This is a genomic window from Rhizobium sp. PRIMUS64 (assembly GCF_023006465.1).
Lineage (GTDB): Bacteria > Pseudomonadota > Alphaproteobacteria > Rhizobiales > Rhizobiaceae > Rhizobium > Rhizobium leguminosarum.
The window spans coordinates 36,867-53,316 of record NZ_JALBGX010000042.1 but is presented as its reverse complement, the minus strand read 5'-3'; the positions used below and the strand labels follow the sequence as shown (position 1 = coordinate 53,316).

The window sequence follows — 16,450 nt, the reverse complement described above, 5'->3', positions numbered from 1 at the left end:
CGTCGGCCGGCGCGACTGCCTGTGGCGCCAGCTCGCCTGCTCGGCGCTCGATGCTGTGGGACGCGAGCACCAGATCCTGTTCACCAGCTGGTCCTGCACCGTCGTTGCCGCCGCCGTGCTTGCCGGCATGGCGGTTTCGGTGATGCCGGAATCGGCGCTGCGGACGGGCATGAAGGTGCTGAGCCAGGCGGACGGCTTCCCGGCGCTGCCGCCGGTGCAGATCGGCATCATGAAGCGGCCTGGCGTTTCGCTCTCGCTGATGAACGCGATCACGGCACATATCACCGCCTGCCTCGACAATATCACGCCCACTGTCGTCGACGACACGCTCGAAGCGGATGTCAAATCCGCTCAGGCGCGCCTTTATCCGCGGCTGAAGGCGGCCAATATGGTCCCAAGCTGGTAAGAACTCTCAGGCGGCGCGCGACACGGTCGCGGTGAAAAGGGAGGCGCGGATGACGCGCTTCCACTCATCGAGCATACGCCGCGCTAGGGCCTCCTCGCTCACGGCGGCAAGCCGGATGACGGCGCCGATCAGGTGGCTGAACAGGTAAGTGCGCGCATACATTTCTTCGTCGCAAAGGTCGGGAGCCAGTTGGCGCACGGCGTCACGGAAGATGCCGGCGACGTGACCGCTATGCTCGATATTCAGCTGTAACAGATCCTGATCGGTCTCCGTTCCCATCCAGACGCCGAGATAGACGGGATCGTTGTGGTAGGAATCGTAATACCAGTCGATGGTGGCGCAGACGACATCCAGCGCCTGATCAAGTGACTGTACGCCGGTGAACATCGCCGCCATCTTCGCCTGGATCGCCGAGGCGTGCTGGTCGAACAGGGCTTTGACGATCGCCGCCTTCTCCGGGAAATACTGGTAAACCGAACCGATCGGCACCTTGGCGGCGGCGGCGAGCTCCGTCATCCGCATGGCGCTGACGCCCTTTTCGGCGATGATCTTGGCGGCGGCGGCGAGAATGAGGTCCAGCCTCTGGATGCTGCGTTCCTGCTTCGGCTTCCTTCGCAGGCCTATCCGATCCATGCTTTCCGCGCCCATGTCGTTCCCATTCTTTTTGTTCGCGGCGGAAGGCATGTGCCAAATCACCGCATCGGGTCGATATGACATGCAGGTCTTCATCCGCCGTAAATGGAAACGTTCGCATTTTAACGGCCGGGAAAAGCGTGTGTAATCGCGATTTTAGGCTGCGGCTTTATCGACTCACAACCCGATCCAAGCGATCTAATCCGCATGATGGTTGATGGGCCAACTCGCCTGCCGTTTCACCCCATCGCCATCCAAATGGCGAGCCAGACCCACATGGCGGCCAGAGCCAAATAACCGGCGGCGAAGATCGGGCTGCGATAACGCAAGTCGTTGCTGGTGACATGGATGGCGGCGTGGGCGTAGCGCAGGGCGACGAAGGCCCAGGCGAGGCCGAGGGCGACGAGATTGTCGGCCTCGGTGAAATAAAGAAGAATGCAGCAGGCGTAGAACAGCACAGGCAGTTCGAACTGGTTGGCGAGGCAGTTCTTGACGACAAGGCTTTCGGCCGGCTCGTCACGATTTTCGCGATAATCCGATTTCGCGATGGTGCCGGCGCGGACCATTTTTGCACGCCGAAGCCCAAGAACCGCATAAAGACCATAGACCAGGGCCACATGGGCGAGGAGTGGCCAGAAGATTTGATAGCCGGTCATGTGTGGCCGTTTCCTTTCCGCTTCCGATTTCGACGCGAGCATTAGTCGAAAGACGATCGGGATACCAGCGTCGGCGGCCCGCCATCAAAAACTGGCGGGCCGCCGGACTTCATCACACCTGCGCGGCGCCGCCGTCGGCAAAGAGTTCGGTACCGGTGACGAAGCTCGAATCGTCGGAAGCGAGAAAGAGTGCGGCGGCGGCGATCTCTTCGGCGCGGCCGACGCGCCCCATTGGCACCTGCGTTGCGAGATAATTGAGCAGGCCCTGCTGTTGCACCTCATCCTTGCCGGCGAGTTCGACGAGACCGGTTGTCTTTGTCGGACCGGGGCTCAGCGTATTGATACGAATGCCGCGATCCTTGAGATCGAGGATCCAGTTGCGAGCGAAGCTTCGTAGCGCGGCCTTCGAGGCGGCGTAGACGCTGAAGGCCGGAGTGCCCGTCGAGCCCGCCGTCGATCCCGTCAAGATAACCGATGAGCCCTGACCGAGCAGCGGCAGCGCCTTTTGCACGGTGAAAAGAACACCTTTCACATTTCTGTCGAACGTGTCGTCATACTGCTCTTCGGTAATTTCGCCGAGTGGCAGCATCGAACCACCGCCGGCATTGACGAACAACACATCTATCCGGCCGGCTTCGGCTTTCACGCGGTCATAGAGCCGGTCAAGGTCCGCCAGCTTTGCCGAGTCCGCCTGGATGCCAACAACCTTACCCCCTATCTCCGCAACGGCCGCGTCGAGCACGTCCCTGCGCCGGCCGGTCACGAAAAGCTGGGCGCCTTCGGCGGCGAAACGCTTGGCAGTCGCAAGACCGATGCCCGACGTTGCGCCAGTAATCACTGCAATCTTTCCACTCAACCTCTGTGTCATTGTCGTCTCCTGTTGTTCGACCAAGGCTGAGATATGGACGCGACGAACGTTTCGAAATAGAAAGAAATGAAAGCTATTATTGCAGGAATGAAATGACGAAATTTCCGGATTTCGAAGGCCTCGCAATGTTCGCCAAGGTCGCAGAAGAGCGTTCTTTCGCCCGCGCCGCTAGGACGCTCGGTGTGTCTGTGCCTACCGTTTCGCGGGCTGTCAGCCGGCTGGAGGAGAGACTTGGCGCACGGCTCTTCAACCGCACCTCGCGGCAACTGGCGCTGACGGATTTCGGCTTGCGATTGGTCGACAGTGCCTCGCGGCTCTATGCGGAGGCAGAGGCTGCGGAAAATGCAGCGCGCGAGCTGTCCAGCCAACCGCGGGGGCTTATCCGGCTTGCCGTGCCGATGGCCTTCGGCACACGCTGGCTGGCGCCGATCCTGCCCGACTTTTTCGACCTCTATCCCGATATTTCTATCGACCTGCATATGAGCGACGCCATCGTCGACCTGGTGGGAGACGGTTTCGATGCTGCCCTGAGAATTGCCGTTCTGCCGGATTCCTCATTGGTCGCCCGGAGGCTGACAGCGGTCGCTCCGTTCATTCTCGCTGCACCGGCGTACCTCGATAGATACGGTGCGCCGCGGCATCCGCGCGAGCTTAAGGCTGACCATTGCCTAGGGTACGCCTATCGGCCGCGCCAGGACGTCTGGCGCTTTCGCAATAAGGCAGGCGAAGAGGAAGTTGTCGTGCCGGCCGGTCCGTTGCGCTCCACCAATTCGCAAGCCTTGATTCCGATGGCGCTGCACGGCCTTGGAATTGTAGAGTTGCCGGAATTCATGGCGCATGAATATCTCGCCGATGGCAGGTTGAAAGCGATCCTCGCCGACTGGACGCTGCCGAGCGGAGCACTCTATTTCGTCACGCCCTCTGCCCGGGCTCGGCCTGCGAAGGTGGAGGTGCTCTCGGATTTCATGGTGGCGCGGCTTTCAAATCCGACGTGGCGGTGGACAGGCTGATAGCACCCTTAGTCTTGGCGCGGTGAGAGCCAGCGGGCGATGGCGAGCCGGGCGATGAGGATGAAGCAGATAGCAAGGCTTGCGAATTTCAGCCGCGTCATCCACGGCAGCAGCTGTGTTGCAAGGCCTGAGGGCGTACCATCGCCGAAGGCGATCAGGCTCGAGATGTTCTCGCCGTAATCGGCGATGCCGTAGATGAACGGCAGCAGGTAGACCGCCTTGCCGACGAGCGGATGCGCCGATCGGCCGAACCATGCGCCGCCGGGACCGAGCTTGAGGAAGGCGAGAAACAGCAGCGCCGTCAGCAATGCCGGAAAGATCAGCTCCGGCCCGAAATACATGGCGCGCAGCAACCTGGTCGCCGTCTCGTTCTCATCGAGCAGCTTCTGCATATGGAAGACCGCAGACTCGTCGTAACCGGCGAAATAGGTATCGAGCACCGCCTGGCCGGTTTCGTGCTTGAACGGAACGACGAAGCCGAAGGTCGTCCAGGCGAGCACGGCAAGACAGAGGGCTGCGAGCAGCGCGACGATCCAGAGAGGAATCCGGCTGCCCGCCTTCATGATCAGAGGCCGGCGCCCGGATAGTTCGGGCTCTCGCGGGTGATCGTCACGTCATGGGCGTGGCTTTCGCGAAGACCGGCACCGGAGATGCGCACGAACGTGGCGCGGTCCTGGAAATCCTTGAGGTCCTTGCCGCCGACATAGCCCATGGCCGCTTTGAGGCCGCCGGCGAGCTGGTGGATAACACCCGAAACCGGTCCCTTGTACGGCACCTGACCTTCGATGCCCTCAGGCACAAGCTTCAGCGTGTCTCGCACCTCGGCCTGGAAGTAACGGTCGGCCGAGCCGCGGGCCATGGCGCCAACGGAGCCCATGCCACGATAGGCCTTGAAGGAGCGTCCCTGGTAGAGATAGACCTCGCCCGGGCTCTCATCGGTGCCGGCAAGCAGCGAGCCGATCATGACGGCGGAAGCGCCGGCGGCAATCGCCTTGGCAAGATCGCCGGAGAACTTGATGCCGCCATCGGCGATGACGGGCACGTCCTGATCATTCGCGGCCTGCACCGCCGACATGATGGCGGCGAGCTGCGGCACACCGACGCCGGCGACGATGCGCGTCGTGCAGATCGAACCCGGACCGATACCGACCTTGACGGCATCGGCGCCGGCATCGATCAGCGCCCTGGTGCCGTCATAGGTGGCGACGTTGCCGGCCATGATCCGCACCGAGTTGGAAAGCTTCTTGACGCGCGTGACGGCATCAAGGACGCGCTGCGAGTGGCCATGGGCGGTATCGACGACCAGAAGGTCGACGCCGGCCTCGATCAGCCGCTCGGCGCGCTCGAAGCCATCATCGCCGACGCTGATGGCGGCGGCAGCGCGAAGCCTGCCCTGCGCATCCTTGGAAGCGTTCGGGTTCAGCTGCGACTTCTCGATATCCTTGACGGTGATGAGGCCGACGCAACGGCCTTCGGTATCGACCACCAGCAGCTTCTCGATGCGATGCGAATGCAGCAGGCGCTTGGCCTCCTGTTGATCGACGTTTTCCTTGACGGTGACCAGTTTGTCCTTGGTCATCAGCTCATGGATCTTCTGTTCCTGATCGGTAGCGAAGCGGACGTCGCGGTTGGTCAGGATCCCGACGAGGCGGCCGGACTTCTCCACGACAGGGATGCCGGAAATGCTGTAGGATTTCATGAGCCCGAGCGCATCGGCAAGCGTCGCATCGGGGCCGATCGTCACCGGATTGACAACCATGCCGCTTTCGAATTTCTTCACTTGCCGGACCTGCTCGGCCTGCTCGATCGGCGTCAGGTTGCGATGAATGACGCCAAGGCCGCCGGCCTGGGCCATGGCGATCGCCAGGCGGCTCTCGGTGACGGTATCCATGGCTGATGAGATGATCGGGATGTTGAGTTCGAAATCCCGGGCGATGCGGGTGGAGATATTCGTCTGGCCCGGCATGACCTCGGAATGTCCCGGCTGCAGCAGCACGTCGTCGAAGGTAAGCGCGTCTGCGCCGGTTGCCGTTTCAATGATGCGTGCCATGGCCAAATTCCTTCATTTAATAAAAATGCGACCCTGTCCGGAAACGAATCGTCCGCCCCGGCGGTCTGCATGGGTTGCTTGGAAGTTGGCGAGGGCTGGTAACACGTCTATGACAGGAAGGAAATAGCAAAAAGCCCGGCATGTCCGCCGGGCTCGTCATGGGTGCCATGCGCCAAGAGCATTGCAGGAAAAGCGCCAGCGCATCGGCCCGAAAATCGGAATCGATTTTCGGAAGCTCGATGCGAGGATTGAAAGTGTTACAGCGTCCTTTGCGCGTCTGAAAAGACGCGCGGCGCTGTAAGCGCTTTTCCGTTCGGAATTGCATAAAAACAAGACGTTAGAGCGGTCCAGCGCTTCCGTGAAAGGCTGAACCGGTTCGGATCAGATGTTGAACTGATAGGTCTTCGGCACGAAGCGATAACCGCCATCCTGCCTTTCGACGAAGCCTACCGCCGGGAACGGCATGTGATAGCCAAGGAAGGCGATCTTCTCGCTCGCAATCATCTCGAAGATCTTGCGGCGCGTGGCCGCCGCCTGCGTCTTGTCCATGTCGAAGCGCACTTCCCAATCCGGCCGCAGCAGCGACAGGATATAGTGATTGGCCGTATCGCCGGTGAGTACAAGGCGCTTGCCCTCGGATTCGACGTGGAACACCATATGCCCCGGTGAGTGGCCGGCCGCCAGCATCGCCGTTATGCCGGGCGCGAAACTGTCCCCTTCCTTAATGAAAGTGGTCTTTTCGGCGAGCGGCACCACATTGGCAAGCACCGCCTTGTGACCGCCTTCGGCCGGCGTGCCCTCACGTGCCTTGTCCGACCAGAAATCATATTCGGCCTGGCCGACGACATAGCGGGCATTCTTGAAGGCAGCCGCACCGTCTTCCATCAGACCGCCGATATGATCGCCGTGCAGATGGGTGAGCGCCACCAGCGTGACGTCGTCGGTTGAATATCCCGCCGCCTTCAGGCCTTCGGTCAGTTGACCGGCGCCACGTGCCCGGCCGCTGGCGCCGAAGCCGGTATCGACGAGGATGACATCCGAACCGGTATCGATAAGGGCCGGCGTATAGCCATTCATGAACTTGTCGGCCGGCAGGAAGTTTGCGGTCAGCAACGCCTTGACGGTTTCGGGGTCCTGATTGGTGCCGAAGGTTTCATAGGGCTTTTCGACAATGCTGGTGCCATCGCGGACGACGGTGAACTTATAGGAACCGAGCTTGAATTGATTGACCTCGGGCAAAGGCGTTCCATCCATATGATTGCTGTCTCCAGTTGCGGCCGCTTCGGCCCTCTCTTTAAAAATTGCCGGCGCCGCCAGCAGGCCAAGGCCCGCGGCAAAAAGGGTGCGCCGCTTTATTCCCGATGAAATTGCCATATGTCCATCCTCTTATGACGTGCGGTGCGTCGCCGCACGGCCCCCGATGTCAGTTCCGCCAGGTTTTCATGCCCGGCGGAGTCGACATATCTCAATCTTGACACGCAACGTTGATGCGCAAGCCGTCTCACGCAGACGTGAAGCAAACGTGTCGTCGACCCGGATTTGGGGATTGGCATAACCCGCAGCTGGGACTAAACAGCACGAGCCTTTCCAGCTCCAATCCGCTGCCCCATCAAGGCTCCCGCCTATGAATCGCATCGTCCCGCTGATCCTTGCCGTCGCCCTTTTCATGGAACAGATGGACTCGACCGTCATTTCGACGGCGCTGCCGGCGATCGCTAGTGATTTGCATGTCGGGCCGATCACGCTGAAGCTCGCGCTGACCTCCTACATGGTGGCGCTGGCGGTGTTCATCCCCGTCAGCGGCTGGATGGCCGACAGGTTCGGCGCCAAGAAGATCTTCCGGCTTGCCATCTCCGTCTTCGTCATCGGCTCGATCTTCTGCGCGATCTCGTCCAACCTCGTCGAATTCGTGTTTGCCCGCTTCCTGCAGGGCATGGGCGGCGCGATGATGACCCCGGTCGGCCGTCTCGTGCTGGTGCGCACCACGAAGCGCAGCGATCTGGTCTCGGCCATGGCGCTGCTCACCATCCCCGCACTTGTCGGCCCGCTTACAGGACCGCCGCTCGGCGGCTTCATCACCACCTATTTCAGCTGGCACTGGATCTTCCTGATCAACGTGCCGGTCGGCATTATCGGCATCTGGCTTGCGACGATCTTCCTGCCGGAGGTGGAAGCGACGGCGCCGCCGCGGCTCGATTTCACCGGTTTCGTGCTGACCTCGCTATCGGCTGCGGGCGTCGTCTTCGGCCTGTCGGTGGTCAGTCTGCCGGCCCTGCCCCCGATCATCGGCGTCACCGCCACCTTGATCGGCCTCAGCTGCGGCCTCCTCTACGTGCGCCATGCCAAGCGGCACCCGGCGCCGATCCTCAACCTCAACCTGTTCAAGAACCCGACGTTCCGCGCCTCCACCTTGGGCGGCACGCTGTTTCGCATTTGCGTTGGCGCCATGCCCTTCCTGACGCCGTTGATGCTGCAGCTCGGCTTCGGGCTGACGCCGTTCCAATCCGGCCTCATCACCTTTGCCGGGGCGATCGGGGCGATCACGACCAAGTTCATGGCGAAGCGGGTCTTTGCCGCCGCCGGCTTCCGCACCACGCTTCTCGGCGCCGCCGGGGTAACCACCCTGGTGACTGTCATCACCGGCCTGTTCACGCCGTCGACGCCGCACCTCGTCATCATCGGCGTGCTGCTGCTCGGCGGCTTCTCCCGCTCCTTCATGTTCACCGGCGTCAATGCGCTTGCCTTCGCCGACATCGATGATGCCGAAGCCAGCCAGGCGACATCGATGAGCTCGGTGATGCAGCAGGTCAGCCTGGCGCTCGGTGTTGCGGTCGCCGCCGCGATCCTGGAGAGCTCGATCTACATCAGCGGCGAAGCACTGCAGGTGGCCGATTTCCACCTTGCCTTCTACATCATTGCCGGACTGACGGTGATTGCGACCATTCCCTTCATCCGGATGGACCGCAATGCCGGTGCGCTCGTTTCCGGCCACCGTTTGAAGACGATGACGGCAGCAACTGTTGAAGCCGAACAGCACGCGGTGAAATAGAGCATGTCGCGCAAAAGCGTGCAGCGGTTTTGCGGTAACGACATGCGTGGAAACAAAGACTGAAGCGCGAGGAGCGAATCTGAAAGATTGCGACGGTTTAGGCGCCGTTACTCCGGGTTTTCGCAGACGGCAGAAAGCTTGTTGCCGTCGAGGTCACGGACATAGGCGGCATAGAAATGGGCATGGTAGGCGCGCAGGCCGGGTTCACCTTCATCCACGGCGCCTGCCGCGATCGCTGCCGCATGGAAGGCGTCGACATCCGCCCGTGTTTCGGCTGCGAGCGCCACCATGGCGCCATTGCCTGAGGTCGCCCGGCGGCGATTGAAGGGCGTCACCACCCAGAAGCGGCAGCGGGTATCGCCCTCGGCGGCATAGCCGATTTCCTCTTCGGAAGAGCGCTGGCGGCGGTAACCGAGCACAGACAGCACGGCATCATAAAAATGCCCTGCGCGATAAAGGTCGTTGGTTCCGAGCGTGACGTAAAGAAGCATGGGATCAGCGGTTCAAATCCTGACAGCGCCGCGCGCCCTTTCAGATACGCAAAGGACGCGGCAACGCTTTCCATTGCTGCATATCTCATCCTTAAATCGACAGCGTTTTAAGGAGCTATGCAGTCGATCGCCATCATCCGTCAGGACCGGCACGAAGATCAAGCTTCTTCAGCGTCGCCTTCGGCCTTGCGCCCCTTGAACCCCTTGGCCAGCAGGAACATCTCGACCGATTCGGCGCGCGACGAGTTCGGCTTGACATGGACGACCTGGCGGAAGTTCTGCTTCAGCATGGCGAGCAGCTCACGCTCGGTGCCACCCTGGAAGGTCTTGGTGAGAAAATGTCCGCCTTCCTGGAGCACTTCGACGGCGAAATGTGCCGCGACTTCGCAGAGATGCATGGTGCGCAGATGGTCGGTGCGGTGGTGGCCAGTGGTTGGCGCCGCCATGTCTGAGATGACAAGATCGGGCGTGCCGCCGACGGCCTCCAGCAGCTTTTCCGGCGCACTGGGATCGAGGAAATCGAGCTGCAGGATCTTGACCCCCGGCAGCTGGGTCATCTCAAGGAAATCGATCGCGGCCACACGAATATCATCATCCGTCGAGCCGGTGACCTTGGCTGCGATCTGCGACCAGCTGCCCGGCGCAGCGCCGAGATCGATGATGCGCTTGGCGCCGCGCAGGATATGATGTTTTTCGTCGATCTCCAGCAGCTTGAAGGCGGCACGGGCGCGATAGCCTTCGAGCTGGGCGCGCTGCACATAGGGATCGTTGAGGTGGCGCTCCAGCCATTGGCGGGAGGAGGCCTTCATCTTCTTGTTTTTGACGCGCTGGCCGAGCTTGCGGCCGGTGCGGTTTCCCGCGATCGGTGCCTTGGTCATGCCTTCTTCCTATCTCGCGCGCTGGCCGCGGCGGTTACGGTTGCGCCGCCACACGCCGTCATCGGCCATCATGTCTGTGAGCAGGCCTTCCCTCAAGCCACGATCGGCAACGCGCATGCGCGGGCTTGGCCAGCGGCGGCGGATCGCCTCGAGAATGGCGCAGCCAGCAAGCACCAGATCGGCCCGATCAGGCCCGATGCAGGGATTGGCGGCGCGGCTTGCGAAATCCCAGGAGAGAAGCTTTGCCTGCATGGCGGAGACCTCGTCATCGGACAGCCAGATGCCATCGACCTTGCGCCGGTCATAACGCGGCAGATCGAGATGGACGCCGGCAAGCGTCGTCACCGTGCCAGACGTGCCGATCAGATGGAAGTCGCCGGTCTGGGCGACCTCGATCTCCGGGCAATCGAAGTGTCCGAGCATGCCTTCGACTTCGCGCACCATGCCTTCGAAAGCCTCCGGCGTGACGTCGTGCCCGCCATGGCGCTCCGACAGCGTGACAACGCCGACCGGCAGCGAGGTCCAGTGGGTGATGTGATTGGCGAGGCGGCTGAAGCGATTGTCGCCGATACGGATGACGGCAATCTCCGACGAACCGCCGCCGATATCGAACAGCACGACGGAGCGCGTCTCGCGACCGACCAGCGAGGAGCAGCCGGAGACGGCAAGCCGCGCCTCGGTCTCGCGATCGATGATCTCGAGCGCGAGGCCGGTTTCGGCAACGACCCGACTGAGGAATTCCTCGCCATTGACGGCTTGGCGGCAGGCTTCGGTGGCGATCAGCCGCATGCGGCGGATCTCCCGGTTCCTGAGCTTGGAGGCGCAGATCCTCAACGCCTCGATCGCCCGCTCCATCGCCTCGTCGGACAGACGGCCGCTGGCCGCTAGGCCTTCGCCGAGGCGCACGATGCGGGAAAAAGCATCGACAACGCGAAATTGTCCCGGACGGGTCGGCTGGGCAATGAGGAGACGGCAATTGTTGGTGCCGAGATCGAGAGCGGCATAGAGCTCCTCCGGCCAAGCATGCTCGCCGGCCTGGCGATCCCCCTGATGCGCGGGATTGCTATGGCTTTCCTGGCGGCCCCTGCGGTTGGCGTTCGCGCCATTCAACGTTTCACGCAGTTCGACACCGGGCGCCGTCTCTTCCGCGCGGCGTTCCTGTTGCGAGACACCTGATGGTTTTGCCGATGTCAGCGGCCGGCCCTGAAGACCGCGCTTGCCGCGATGCTTCCGGCGGTTGCGGCGGCTCGGCGCCGAATCGCCATCGGACCGGGCGGCATGATCTGCCGCTCCGGCCTGTTCCATCACATGAGGTTGAAGTGAACCATCCTGCGCAGCACCTTGGCCGCCACGACGGCGACGCTTGCGCTTGCGGGCCGGATTACCGGCTGCATCTTCCATCGGGCGCGCTGGCTGTCCGGCACCGCCGGAAGGCTCATGCGAAGCGGGATGAGCCGCGTTGCGGGATTGCCCACTACGTTTGCCCTTGCGGCGCCTGGACTTCTTGCCGTCCTTGCGCCCTGCCGCCGACGCCCCGTCAAATTGCGGCTTTGCGCCGCCTTCGGGGTCTTCCACGTTGTTTTTCCACCGCGCCGCGCAAGTCTTGAGATATGCAGCAGGCGCTCATTCGATTTTTGCGTTGCGGCAAGAATATCAGCGCCCGCCGAAATCGCCAAATTCTTTTTTGGACGGGGGTTTGCGGGTGGTTTCACCTCTTCCGCACCGCACTGAATTTTTTCAAATCGGCTATTTGCAATCCGCCCGCTTTTGGTTATAAGCGCCGCACAGCAGCCAAGCCATGCTTCGGCGGCAACTGCTGGGGAATAGTTCAATGGTAGAACGACGGACTCTGACTCCGTTAATCTTGGTTCGAATCCAGGTTCCCCAGCCAAAAATTTTTCTCGGTTGAATCAACGTGGCGACCAGGCGTAGGGCAGCAAACTTGCCCATGTGATGTTGCGGGTGCTTGCAATGCAGTTCCCTGCAATTCCGCACGTTCGATAGCAAGATCGCGCCTCCCACGGATTATGGCCAGAAGCGCCTTCTATAGCGCGACCAACTGCGATTCTGCTGGCAATGGCCGCGACCTCAGAGTCGAGCCCGTCTGAACAAACGAGCCTGATCAGGCGACGCCGATCCGCAGCAGGTCGTGGAAGTGCACCAGCCCGACCGGCCGGCTGTCATCGTCGATGACGATCAGCGCGCCGATGTGATGCTGGTTGAGCAGCGCCAGTGCTGCGGTCGCCAGCACCGTCGGCTTCACCGTCTTCGGCGTCCGCGTCATGATATCGTCGACGGCAAGCTCTGAAAGATTGCGCGTCAGATTGCGCGCCATGTCGCCTTCGGTGACGATGCCGCAGAGCCGCCCATCTTCATCCAGCACCCCGACGCAGCCGAAATGCTTGCGCGACAGCACGGTGATCGCCTCCGGCATCGGTGTGCCCTTGGCAACGAGCGGCAGCCGCTCGCCGGTATGCATGACATCGGCGACATGCATCAGGCTCGCACCCAGCTTGCCGCCGGGATGGAAGACGTGGAAATCCGTAGCGGTAAAGCCGCGCGCCTCCAGGAGCGCCACCGCCAGCGCGTCGCCGATTGCAAGCTGCATCAGCGTCGAGGTCGTCGGCGCCAGCCCATTCGGGCAGGCCTCCTGCTCGTTCGGCATCAGCAGGACGATATCGGCGGCGGTCGCCAGCGAGGACCCTTCGCTGCAGGTGATCGCGATCAGCGGAATGGAGAAGCGCCGCGTGAAGGAAATGATACTCTTGAGCTCGGCGCTCTCGCCACCTTTGGAAATCGCCAAGACGACGTCGTCGCGCGCAATCATGCCGAGATCGCCGTGATTGGCCTCCGCCGCATGCACGAAAAAGGCGGGCGTTCCCGTTGAGGCGAATGTCGCCGCCAGCTTGGCGCCGATATGCCCGCTCTTGCCGACGCCGGTGACGATGACGCGTCCGGAGATGTCGCCGATGACTTCGACGGCCCGTGTGAAAGGACCGGCCAAGCCATCGTCAAAGGCCTGTTCGAGCGCTTCAAGACCGCGTCTTTCGGTCTCTACCGTGCGTTTTGCCGACTCGAGCACGCTGTTTTCAACGAGGTTTATCGCTCTTCTGATCATGAAGTTGCGTTAGACCTTTTCACTTTCCAAGTCCACCCCGCACGATTTCGGTCGGCATCTGTGCAACGAATGCGAAAAGGGGCCACCGTTTTACCGGCTTGAGAAGAGGTCAAATAGCAGAAAGGTGAGTACTCGTGCCGTTCCTCGCCCCACTCTTTCGCTCCGGCGGTGACGTGGGCTTTGTATGGGCCAATCAAGCAGCGAACCGTATGAAGGCGGCGCCCAACCGCGATCGAACATTTCAGAGCAAGGACGGTAACCGCTTAAGACGGGCGAGAATGCGATGTTGAACGGGCAGCAGGCGCAGATAAGGGGCAGGCCAGAACAAATCGCGGAAGAAACTTGAAGATTTCGAACGGCCGATCCATTTCGGGAATGCAGGATGGATATAGCCTTTGTCGATAGCTTGATTGATATCCGCCAATGTAACAGCACCTGCGTCCAGCGCAGCGTTCACTGCCGCGTAAAACACGTCTCGATTAGGATTGGTCGGCTCTACCCATGGCTGGCGATTCATATCGGTGAAGTGGATAAGGCTCGTCTCGCCACTGTCATAGTATTCGAGCGCATTCCATCGGAACGGCAAGATCATCGCCTTTTCGTCGGCAGACATATGAGAGAATTCGTAGACCAGAGAATGATAGTCATAGACACCAGTATCGAGCTTTTGCATTAGCTCCTTGGCAGCCCAGCGCGCTTTGGCGCAGTCTACCAGGAAAACGCTGTATTGCGGTCGACGACCGCGTTCAGGCGGCTGTTCAGCGTACAAAAGCGATACCCCGTCAGGCATCGGCCAATTCCATAATTCGGCGATATCGGTAAAGACCAGCATATCCGCATCCAGATAGATTGCCCGGCCCTCATAGCCGCAGATTTGCGGAATCATGAAACGCGTGAAACTGAAGCCAGTCTTGGACCTTAGTGCCGGATTCTGAGGCGAAGGAGCAGCATAATCGCTGAGATAGTGAATCTTCACCGGAGCACTTGTACGCGAAGTGATGCTGTGAGCCAGCACCTTCGCGCCAATCATCTGGTATTCATCGGTGCCAATAAATATCTGGATTGGGTCCAAGTTCGCCATATGGTCGGCCTATCTTTGGGTGCGTTCTGATTTTATGTGGCGGGCAAGCTGCGCGATGCCCGTTTCCAGGCTCACTTTCGGTTCGTACCCTAACAAAGTCCGAGCCCGGGTATTATCGGCAAGCGCAAAACGGACATCCCCTGGTCGGAAATCGCCAGAAATGCGAAGGTTTTCCTTGCTGGCGCCCAGTTCGGTGAGCAAGCACTCAGCAGCATAACGAATTGTCGTGCTAGTGCCGCTTCCCACATTTATCGGCTCACTGTCAGCGCTGCCAGCAACGGCAGCAAGCATCAGCGCCTCGACGATGTCATCGACGTAAACGAAATCGCGGACGATCTCGCCATCCTCATAGATGTTCAGAATCTTGCCGTCTAAAATCTGCTGGCCAAAAATCGAGAGCACACCGGTATAGGGATTCCGGCTACTCTGCCCGGGCCCGTAAACATTCTGAAATCTGAGAATTACGGGTTGGATGCGCGTGTTGTCGAGGCCTTGGACGCATATGTATTCCTGCATCAGCTTTGTGGAAGCATAGATGCTTGACGGACGCAGAGTAATGCCTTCAGGAGTAGCGACAGGGGTAGCCGCTTCACCAACGCTGTCGTAGAGATCAAAAATCCCCTTAGACATAGTCTCGCTTGGACGCGGCTTAGGTGTGAAGATTTCGCCGACGCTCGATTTGTAGGCGCCCTCCCCGTAGACTGCCCTGGAAGAGGCGAGAACGAGCCGTCTCGTCTTGTCGGGAAGCTTACGCAACCCTTCAATCAGATAGGCGGTTCCATTGATGTTGGTATCACAATATCGAGAAATTTCGTGATAACTCTGACCGGTCCCGGTTTCGGCCGCAAGATGGAAAATCAGATCGGGATCGTGTCGTTCAAGCACCCCTTCAAAGAAAGCCCTGTCTGACACCGATCCTTCTTCAACAATCGCCCCCTCGATAGATTTAGCCGGTTTCTCACCGTGGACTTGGGGATGAAAGTTGTCGAGCGCGACAACGGACTTAATGTCTGGCCGCTGCGCCAGGCGTGCAATGAGCCGCCTCCCGATGAAGCCCATGCCACCGGTGACCAATACTGTGTCTTGCTTCACTATCAAGAATCTCCTTGGGCATCATAACGGGGTCGGAATCAGGCTGCCTTCTCGGCGGCCAGTTTCGCCTCATATTCCTTGATGGCCTTGGTACGGAGACGCTTGGCCTCGTACACTTCCTTATGCGCAACATATCCCAGGCGCTTATCATTGGCCTTGTGATAATTGTACCAGGCCTTGCGTGCAAAACCCGGAATTTTATTGAGATACTTGAGATCAGCGATCAGAGAGGGCCGGAAATAGCCCATATCGATCTCTTTCTTAATCTGATCCATCGCCAACTGCCCCTCGGCAACCATTCGGTTCACTTCATTGAACCAGATGTATCCGAGTGGATGGCCACTATAGGTCCATGGCTGAGTATAGACGTCGGTGTAGTGCAGCAGGCGCGTGTTTACGTCCCAATGCTCAAGTGAGTTCCATTCGAATGGAACGCCATACTTGACCTCGTTTTCTTCGAGAATGCAGAATTGGCTCATCAACTGATCGTAATCGTATTTGCCATCATCCATCCCCTGGACGATCTCCTCGACCTTCCAGGCGCAAGCGGCACAATCGATCAGCATCACAGCGCATTGCTTCTTACGGGCGGCAGGCGCTCCCTCCTTCGCCGTCGTCACCTCAGCGTGCTTGACCTCTTGCTGGACAATGATCTTCGCGCCGTCGAAGGGAATATTCCACAATTCCTTGATGTCTTTCATGACGATCATGTCGGCGTCCATGTAGATCGCCTTGCCCTTATACCCATTCAGCGCTGGAATGGTGAAGCGGGAAAAGGAGAAGCCCGTACGCTGACCATTTCTCGGATCGACCGGTGCGGGCACCGGCAAATCCAGCATTCCAAAGACCTCAACCTTTGCATTGGTATGGCGCTTGATCGAGTATTCCAGAACGTTGACAGCAAGCATCTGCGAGCTGTCCGTTCCGACAAATACGCGGATGGTGTCATCATCCAGATTGCGGGTAGCAAGATCGTTGATCTGGGTTATAAAAGTCGGCATCGTCAATCGCCTTCCTGCTGGATCCGATAAGTTGCGTGTTTCACTCATACATTCTTACCCGCCATCGGATCAAATGGAATTAGCGGGAATAGACAGCTTTTGATGCCGCGGAGAATG

General features: G+C 60.0%; 15 protein-coding genes, 1 tRNA gene and 1 pseudogene. 4 read left to right on the top strand and 13 right to left on the bottom strand.

Translation table 11 applies throughout. The features are described from left to right. Positions 1-406, top strand: a pseudogene (locus MOV76_RS18150) (LysR family transcriptional regulator); the annotation flags it as partial. 6 nt (positions 407-412) lie between these two features. Here the strand turns inward: MOV76_RS18150 and MOV76_RS18145 are convergent. The 3 genes from MOV76_RS18145 to MOV76_RS18135 form a co-directional block, all read right to left on the bottom strand. Then, the gene (locus MOV76_RS18145; RefSeq protein WP_247265019.1) at positions 413-1,054 is read right to left on the bottom strand and encodes a TetR/AcrR family transcriptional regulator; all 642 of its coding nucleotides are present in this window, start codon (positions 1,052-1,054) and stop codon (positions 413-415) included. Between the two features lie 224 nt (positions 1,055-1,278). Further along, the gene (locus MOV76_RS18140) at positions 1,279-1,695 is read right to left on the bottom strand and encodes an MAPEG family protein (RefSeq protein ID WP_247265018.1); all 417 of its coding nucleotides are present in this window, start codon (positions 1,693-1,695) and stop codon (positions 1,279-1,281) included. Positions 1,696-1,807: 112 nt separating this feature from the next. Beyond that, entirely contained in the window at positions 1,808-2,563 is a 756-nt protein-coding gene (locus MOV76_RS18135; protein ID WP_247265017.1) for an SDR family NAD(P)-dependent oxidoreductase, read from the bottom strand. 92 nt (positions 2,564-2,655) lie between these two features. Here MOV76_RS18135 and MOV76_RS18130 point away from each other — a divergent pair, with 92 nt between their 5' ends. After that, complete coding sequence (locus tag MOV76_RS18130) at positions 2,656-3,573, top strand: LysR family transcriptional regulator (protein WP_130749366.1); 918 nt, start codon at positions 2,656-2,658, stop codon at positions 3,571-3,573. 8 nt (positions 3,574-3,581) lie between these two features. Here MOV76_RS18130 and MOV76_RS18125 read toward each other — a convergent pair whose 3' ends face one another. The 3 genes from MOV76_RS18125 to MOV76_RS18115 form a co-directional block, all read right to left on the bottom strand. Then, complete coding sequence (locus tag MOV76_RS18125; RefSeq protein ID WP_131605784.1) at positions 3,582-4,136, bottom strand: hypothetical protein; 555 nt, start codon at positions 4,134-4,136, stop codon at positions 3,582-3,584. Positions 4,137-4,138: 2 nt separating this feature from the next. After that, the gene (guaB, locus tag MOV76_RS18120) at positions 4,139-5,623 is read right to left on the bottom strand and encodes an IMP dehydrogenase (RefSeq protein WP_018244933.1); all 1,485 of its coding nucleotides are present in this window, start codon (positions 5,621-5,623) and stop codon (positions 4,139-4,141) included. A gap of 381 nt (positions 5,624-6,004) precedes the next feature. Continuing rightward, positions 6,005-6,997, bottom strand: a complete 993-nt coding sequence (locus MOV76_RS18115) for an MBL fold metallo-hydrolase (protein ID WP_247265016.1) — start codon at positions 6,995-6,997, stop codon at positions 6,005-6,007. A gap of 250 nt (positions 6,998-7,247) precedes the next feature. On the opposite strand from MOV76_RS18115, the gene MOV76_RS18110 reads away from it, so the two are divergent. Next, complete coding sequence (locus MOV76_RS18110) at positions 7,248-8,672, top strand: DHA2 family efflux MFS transporter permease subunit (RefSeq protein ID WP_247265015.1); 1,425 nt, start codon at positions 7,248-7,250, stop codon at positions 8,670-8,672. 107 nt (positions 8,673-8,779) lie between these two features. On the opposite strand, the gene MOV76_RS18105 is transcribed toward MOV76_RS18110, so the two are convergent. From MOV76_RS18105 to MOV76_RS18095, 3 genes are all read right to left on the bottom strand, one after another. Next, complete coding sequence (locus MOV76_RS18105; protein WP_247265014.1) at positions 8,780-9,163, bottom strand: VOC family protein; 384 nt, start codon at positions 9,161-9,163, stop codon at positions 8,780-8,782. Positions 9,164-9,321: 158 nt separating this feature from the next. Next, positions 9,322-10,041, bottom strand: coding sequence for an RlmE family RNA methyltransferase (locus tag MOV76_RS18100; protein ID WP_018449420.1), 720 nt, complete (start codon positions 10,039-10,041; stop codon positions 9,322-9,324). A gap of 9 nt (positions 10,042-10,050) precedes the next feature. Next, positions 10,051-11,616, bottom strand: coding sequence for a Ppx/GppA phosphatase family protein (locus MOV76_RS18095; RefSeq protein ID WP_247265013.1), 1,566 nt, complete (start codon positions 11,614-11,616; stop codon positions 10,051-10,053). Between the two features lie 242 nt (positions 11,617-11,858). Between MOV76_RS18095 and MOV76_RS18090 the strand changes: the two genes are divergently transcribed. Then, positions 11,859-11,932: transfer RNA gene (locus tag MOV76_RS18090), tRNA-Gln, on the top strand. Between the two features lie 231 nt (positions 11,933-12,163). Here the strand turns inward: MOV76_RS18090 and MOV76_RS18085 are convergent. The 4 genes from MOV76_RS18085 to MOV76_RS18070 form a co-directional block, all read right to left on the bottom strand. Further along, positions 12,164-13,159, bottom strand: a complete 996-nt coding sequence (locus tag MOV76_RS18085) for an SIS domain-containing protein (protein WP_112905115.1) — start codon at positions 13,157-13,159, stop codon at positions 12,164-12,166. A gap of 241 nt (positions 13,160-13,400) precedes the next feature. Next, the gene (locus tag MOV76_RS18080; RefSeq protein WP_065277103.1) at positions 13,401-14,240 is read right to left on the bottom strand and encodes a glycosyltransferase; all 840 of its coding nucleotides are present in this window, start codon (positions 14,238-14,240) and stop codon (positions 13,401-13,403) included. A gap of 9 nt (positions 14,241-14,249) precedes the next feature. Next, positions 14,250-15,332 (bottom strand): NAD(P)-dependent oxidoreductase, encoded by a 1,083-nt coding sequence (locus MOV76_RS18075; RefSeq protein ID WP_197728230.1) that lies wholly within the window; start codon positions 15,330-15,332, stop codon positions 14,250-14,252. Positions 15,333-15,370: 38 nt separating this feature from the next. Beyond that, positions 15,371-16,333, bottom strand: a complete 963-nt coding sequence (locus tag MOV76_RS18070) for a glycosyltransferase (RefSeq protein WP_050578579.1) — start codon at positions 16,331-16,333, stop codon at positions 15,371-15,373. Positions 16,334-16,450 lie beyond the last annotated feature (117 nt).

Excerpts from the sequence above, each read along its gene's own strand:
- MOV76_RS18070 (WP_050578579.1), bottom strand. The coding sequence starts at position 16,333 with ATGCCGACTTTTATAACCCAGATCAACGATCTTGCTACCCGCAATCTG.
- MOV76_RS18145 (WP_247265019.1), bottom strand. The coding sequence starts at position 1,054 with ATGGGCGCGGAAAGCATGGATCGGATAGGCCTGCGAAGGAAGCCGAAG.
- MOV76_RS18110 (WP_247265015.1), top strand. The coding sequence starts at position 7,248 with ATGAATCGCATCGTCCCGCTGATCCTTGCCGTCGCCCTTTTCATGGAA.
- MOV76_RS18105 (WP_247265014.1), bottom strand. The coding sequence starts at position 9,163 with ATGCTTCTTTACGTCACGCTCGGAACCAACGACCTTTATCGCGCAGGG.
- MOV76_RS18080 (WP_065277103.1), bottom strand. The coding sequence starts at position 14,240 with ATGGCGAACTTGGACCCAATCCAGATATTTATTGGCACCGATGAATAC.
- MOV76_RS18115 (WP_247265016.1), bottom strand. The coding sequence starts at position 6,997 with ATGGCAATTTCATCGGGAATAAAGCGGCGCACCCTTTTTGCCGCGGGC.
- MOV76_RS18140 (WP_247265018.1), bottom strand. The coding sequence starts at position 1,695 with ATGACCGGCTATCAAATCTTCTGGCCACTCCTCGCCCATGTGGCCCTG.
- MOV76_RS18125 (WP_131605784.1), bottom strand. The coding sequence starts at position 4,136 with ATGAAGGCGGGCAGCCGGATTCCTCTCTGGATCGTCGCGCTGCTCGCA.
- MOV76_RS18085 (WP_112905115.1), bottom strand. The coding sequence starts at position 13,159 with ATGATCAGAAGAGCGATAAACCTCGTTGAAAACAGCGTGCTCGAGTCG.
- MOV76_RS18135 (WP_247265017.1), bottom strand. The coding sequence starts at position 2,563 with ATGACACAGAGGTTGAGTGGAAAGATTGCAGTGATTACTGGCGCAACG.
- MOV76_RS18100 (WP_018449420.1), bottom strand. The coding sequence starts at position 10,041 with ATGACCAAGGCACCGATCGCGGGAAACCGCACCGGCCGCAAGCTCGGC.
- MOV76_RS18130 (WP_130749366.1), top strand. The coding sequence starts at position 2,656 with ATGACGAAATTTCCGGATTTCGAAGGCCTCGCAATGTTCGCCAAGGTC.
- guaB (WP_018244933.1), bottom strand. The coding sequence starts at position 5,623 with ATGGCACGCATCATTGAAACGGCAACCGGCGCAGACGCGCTTACCTTC.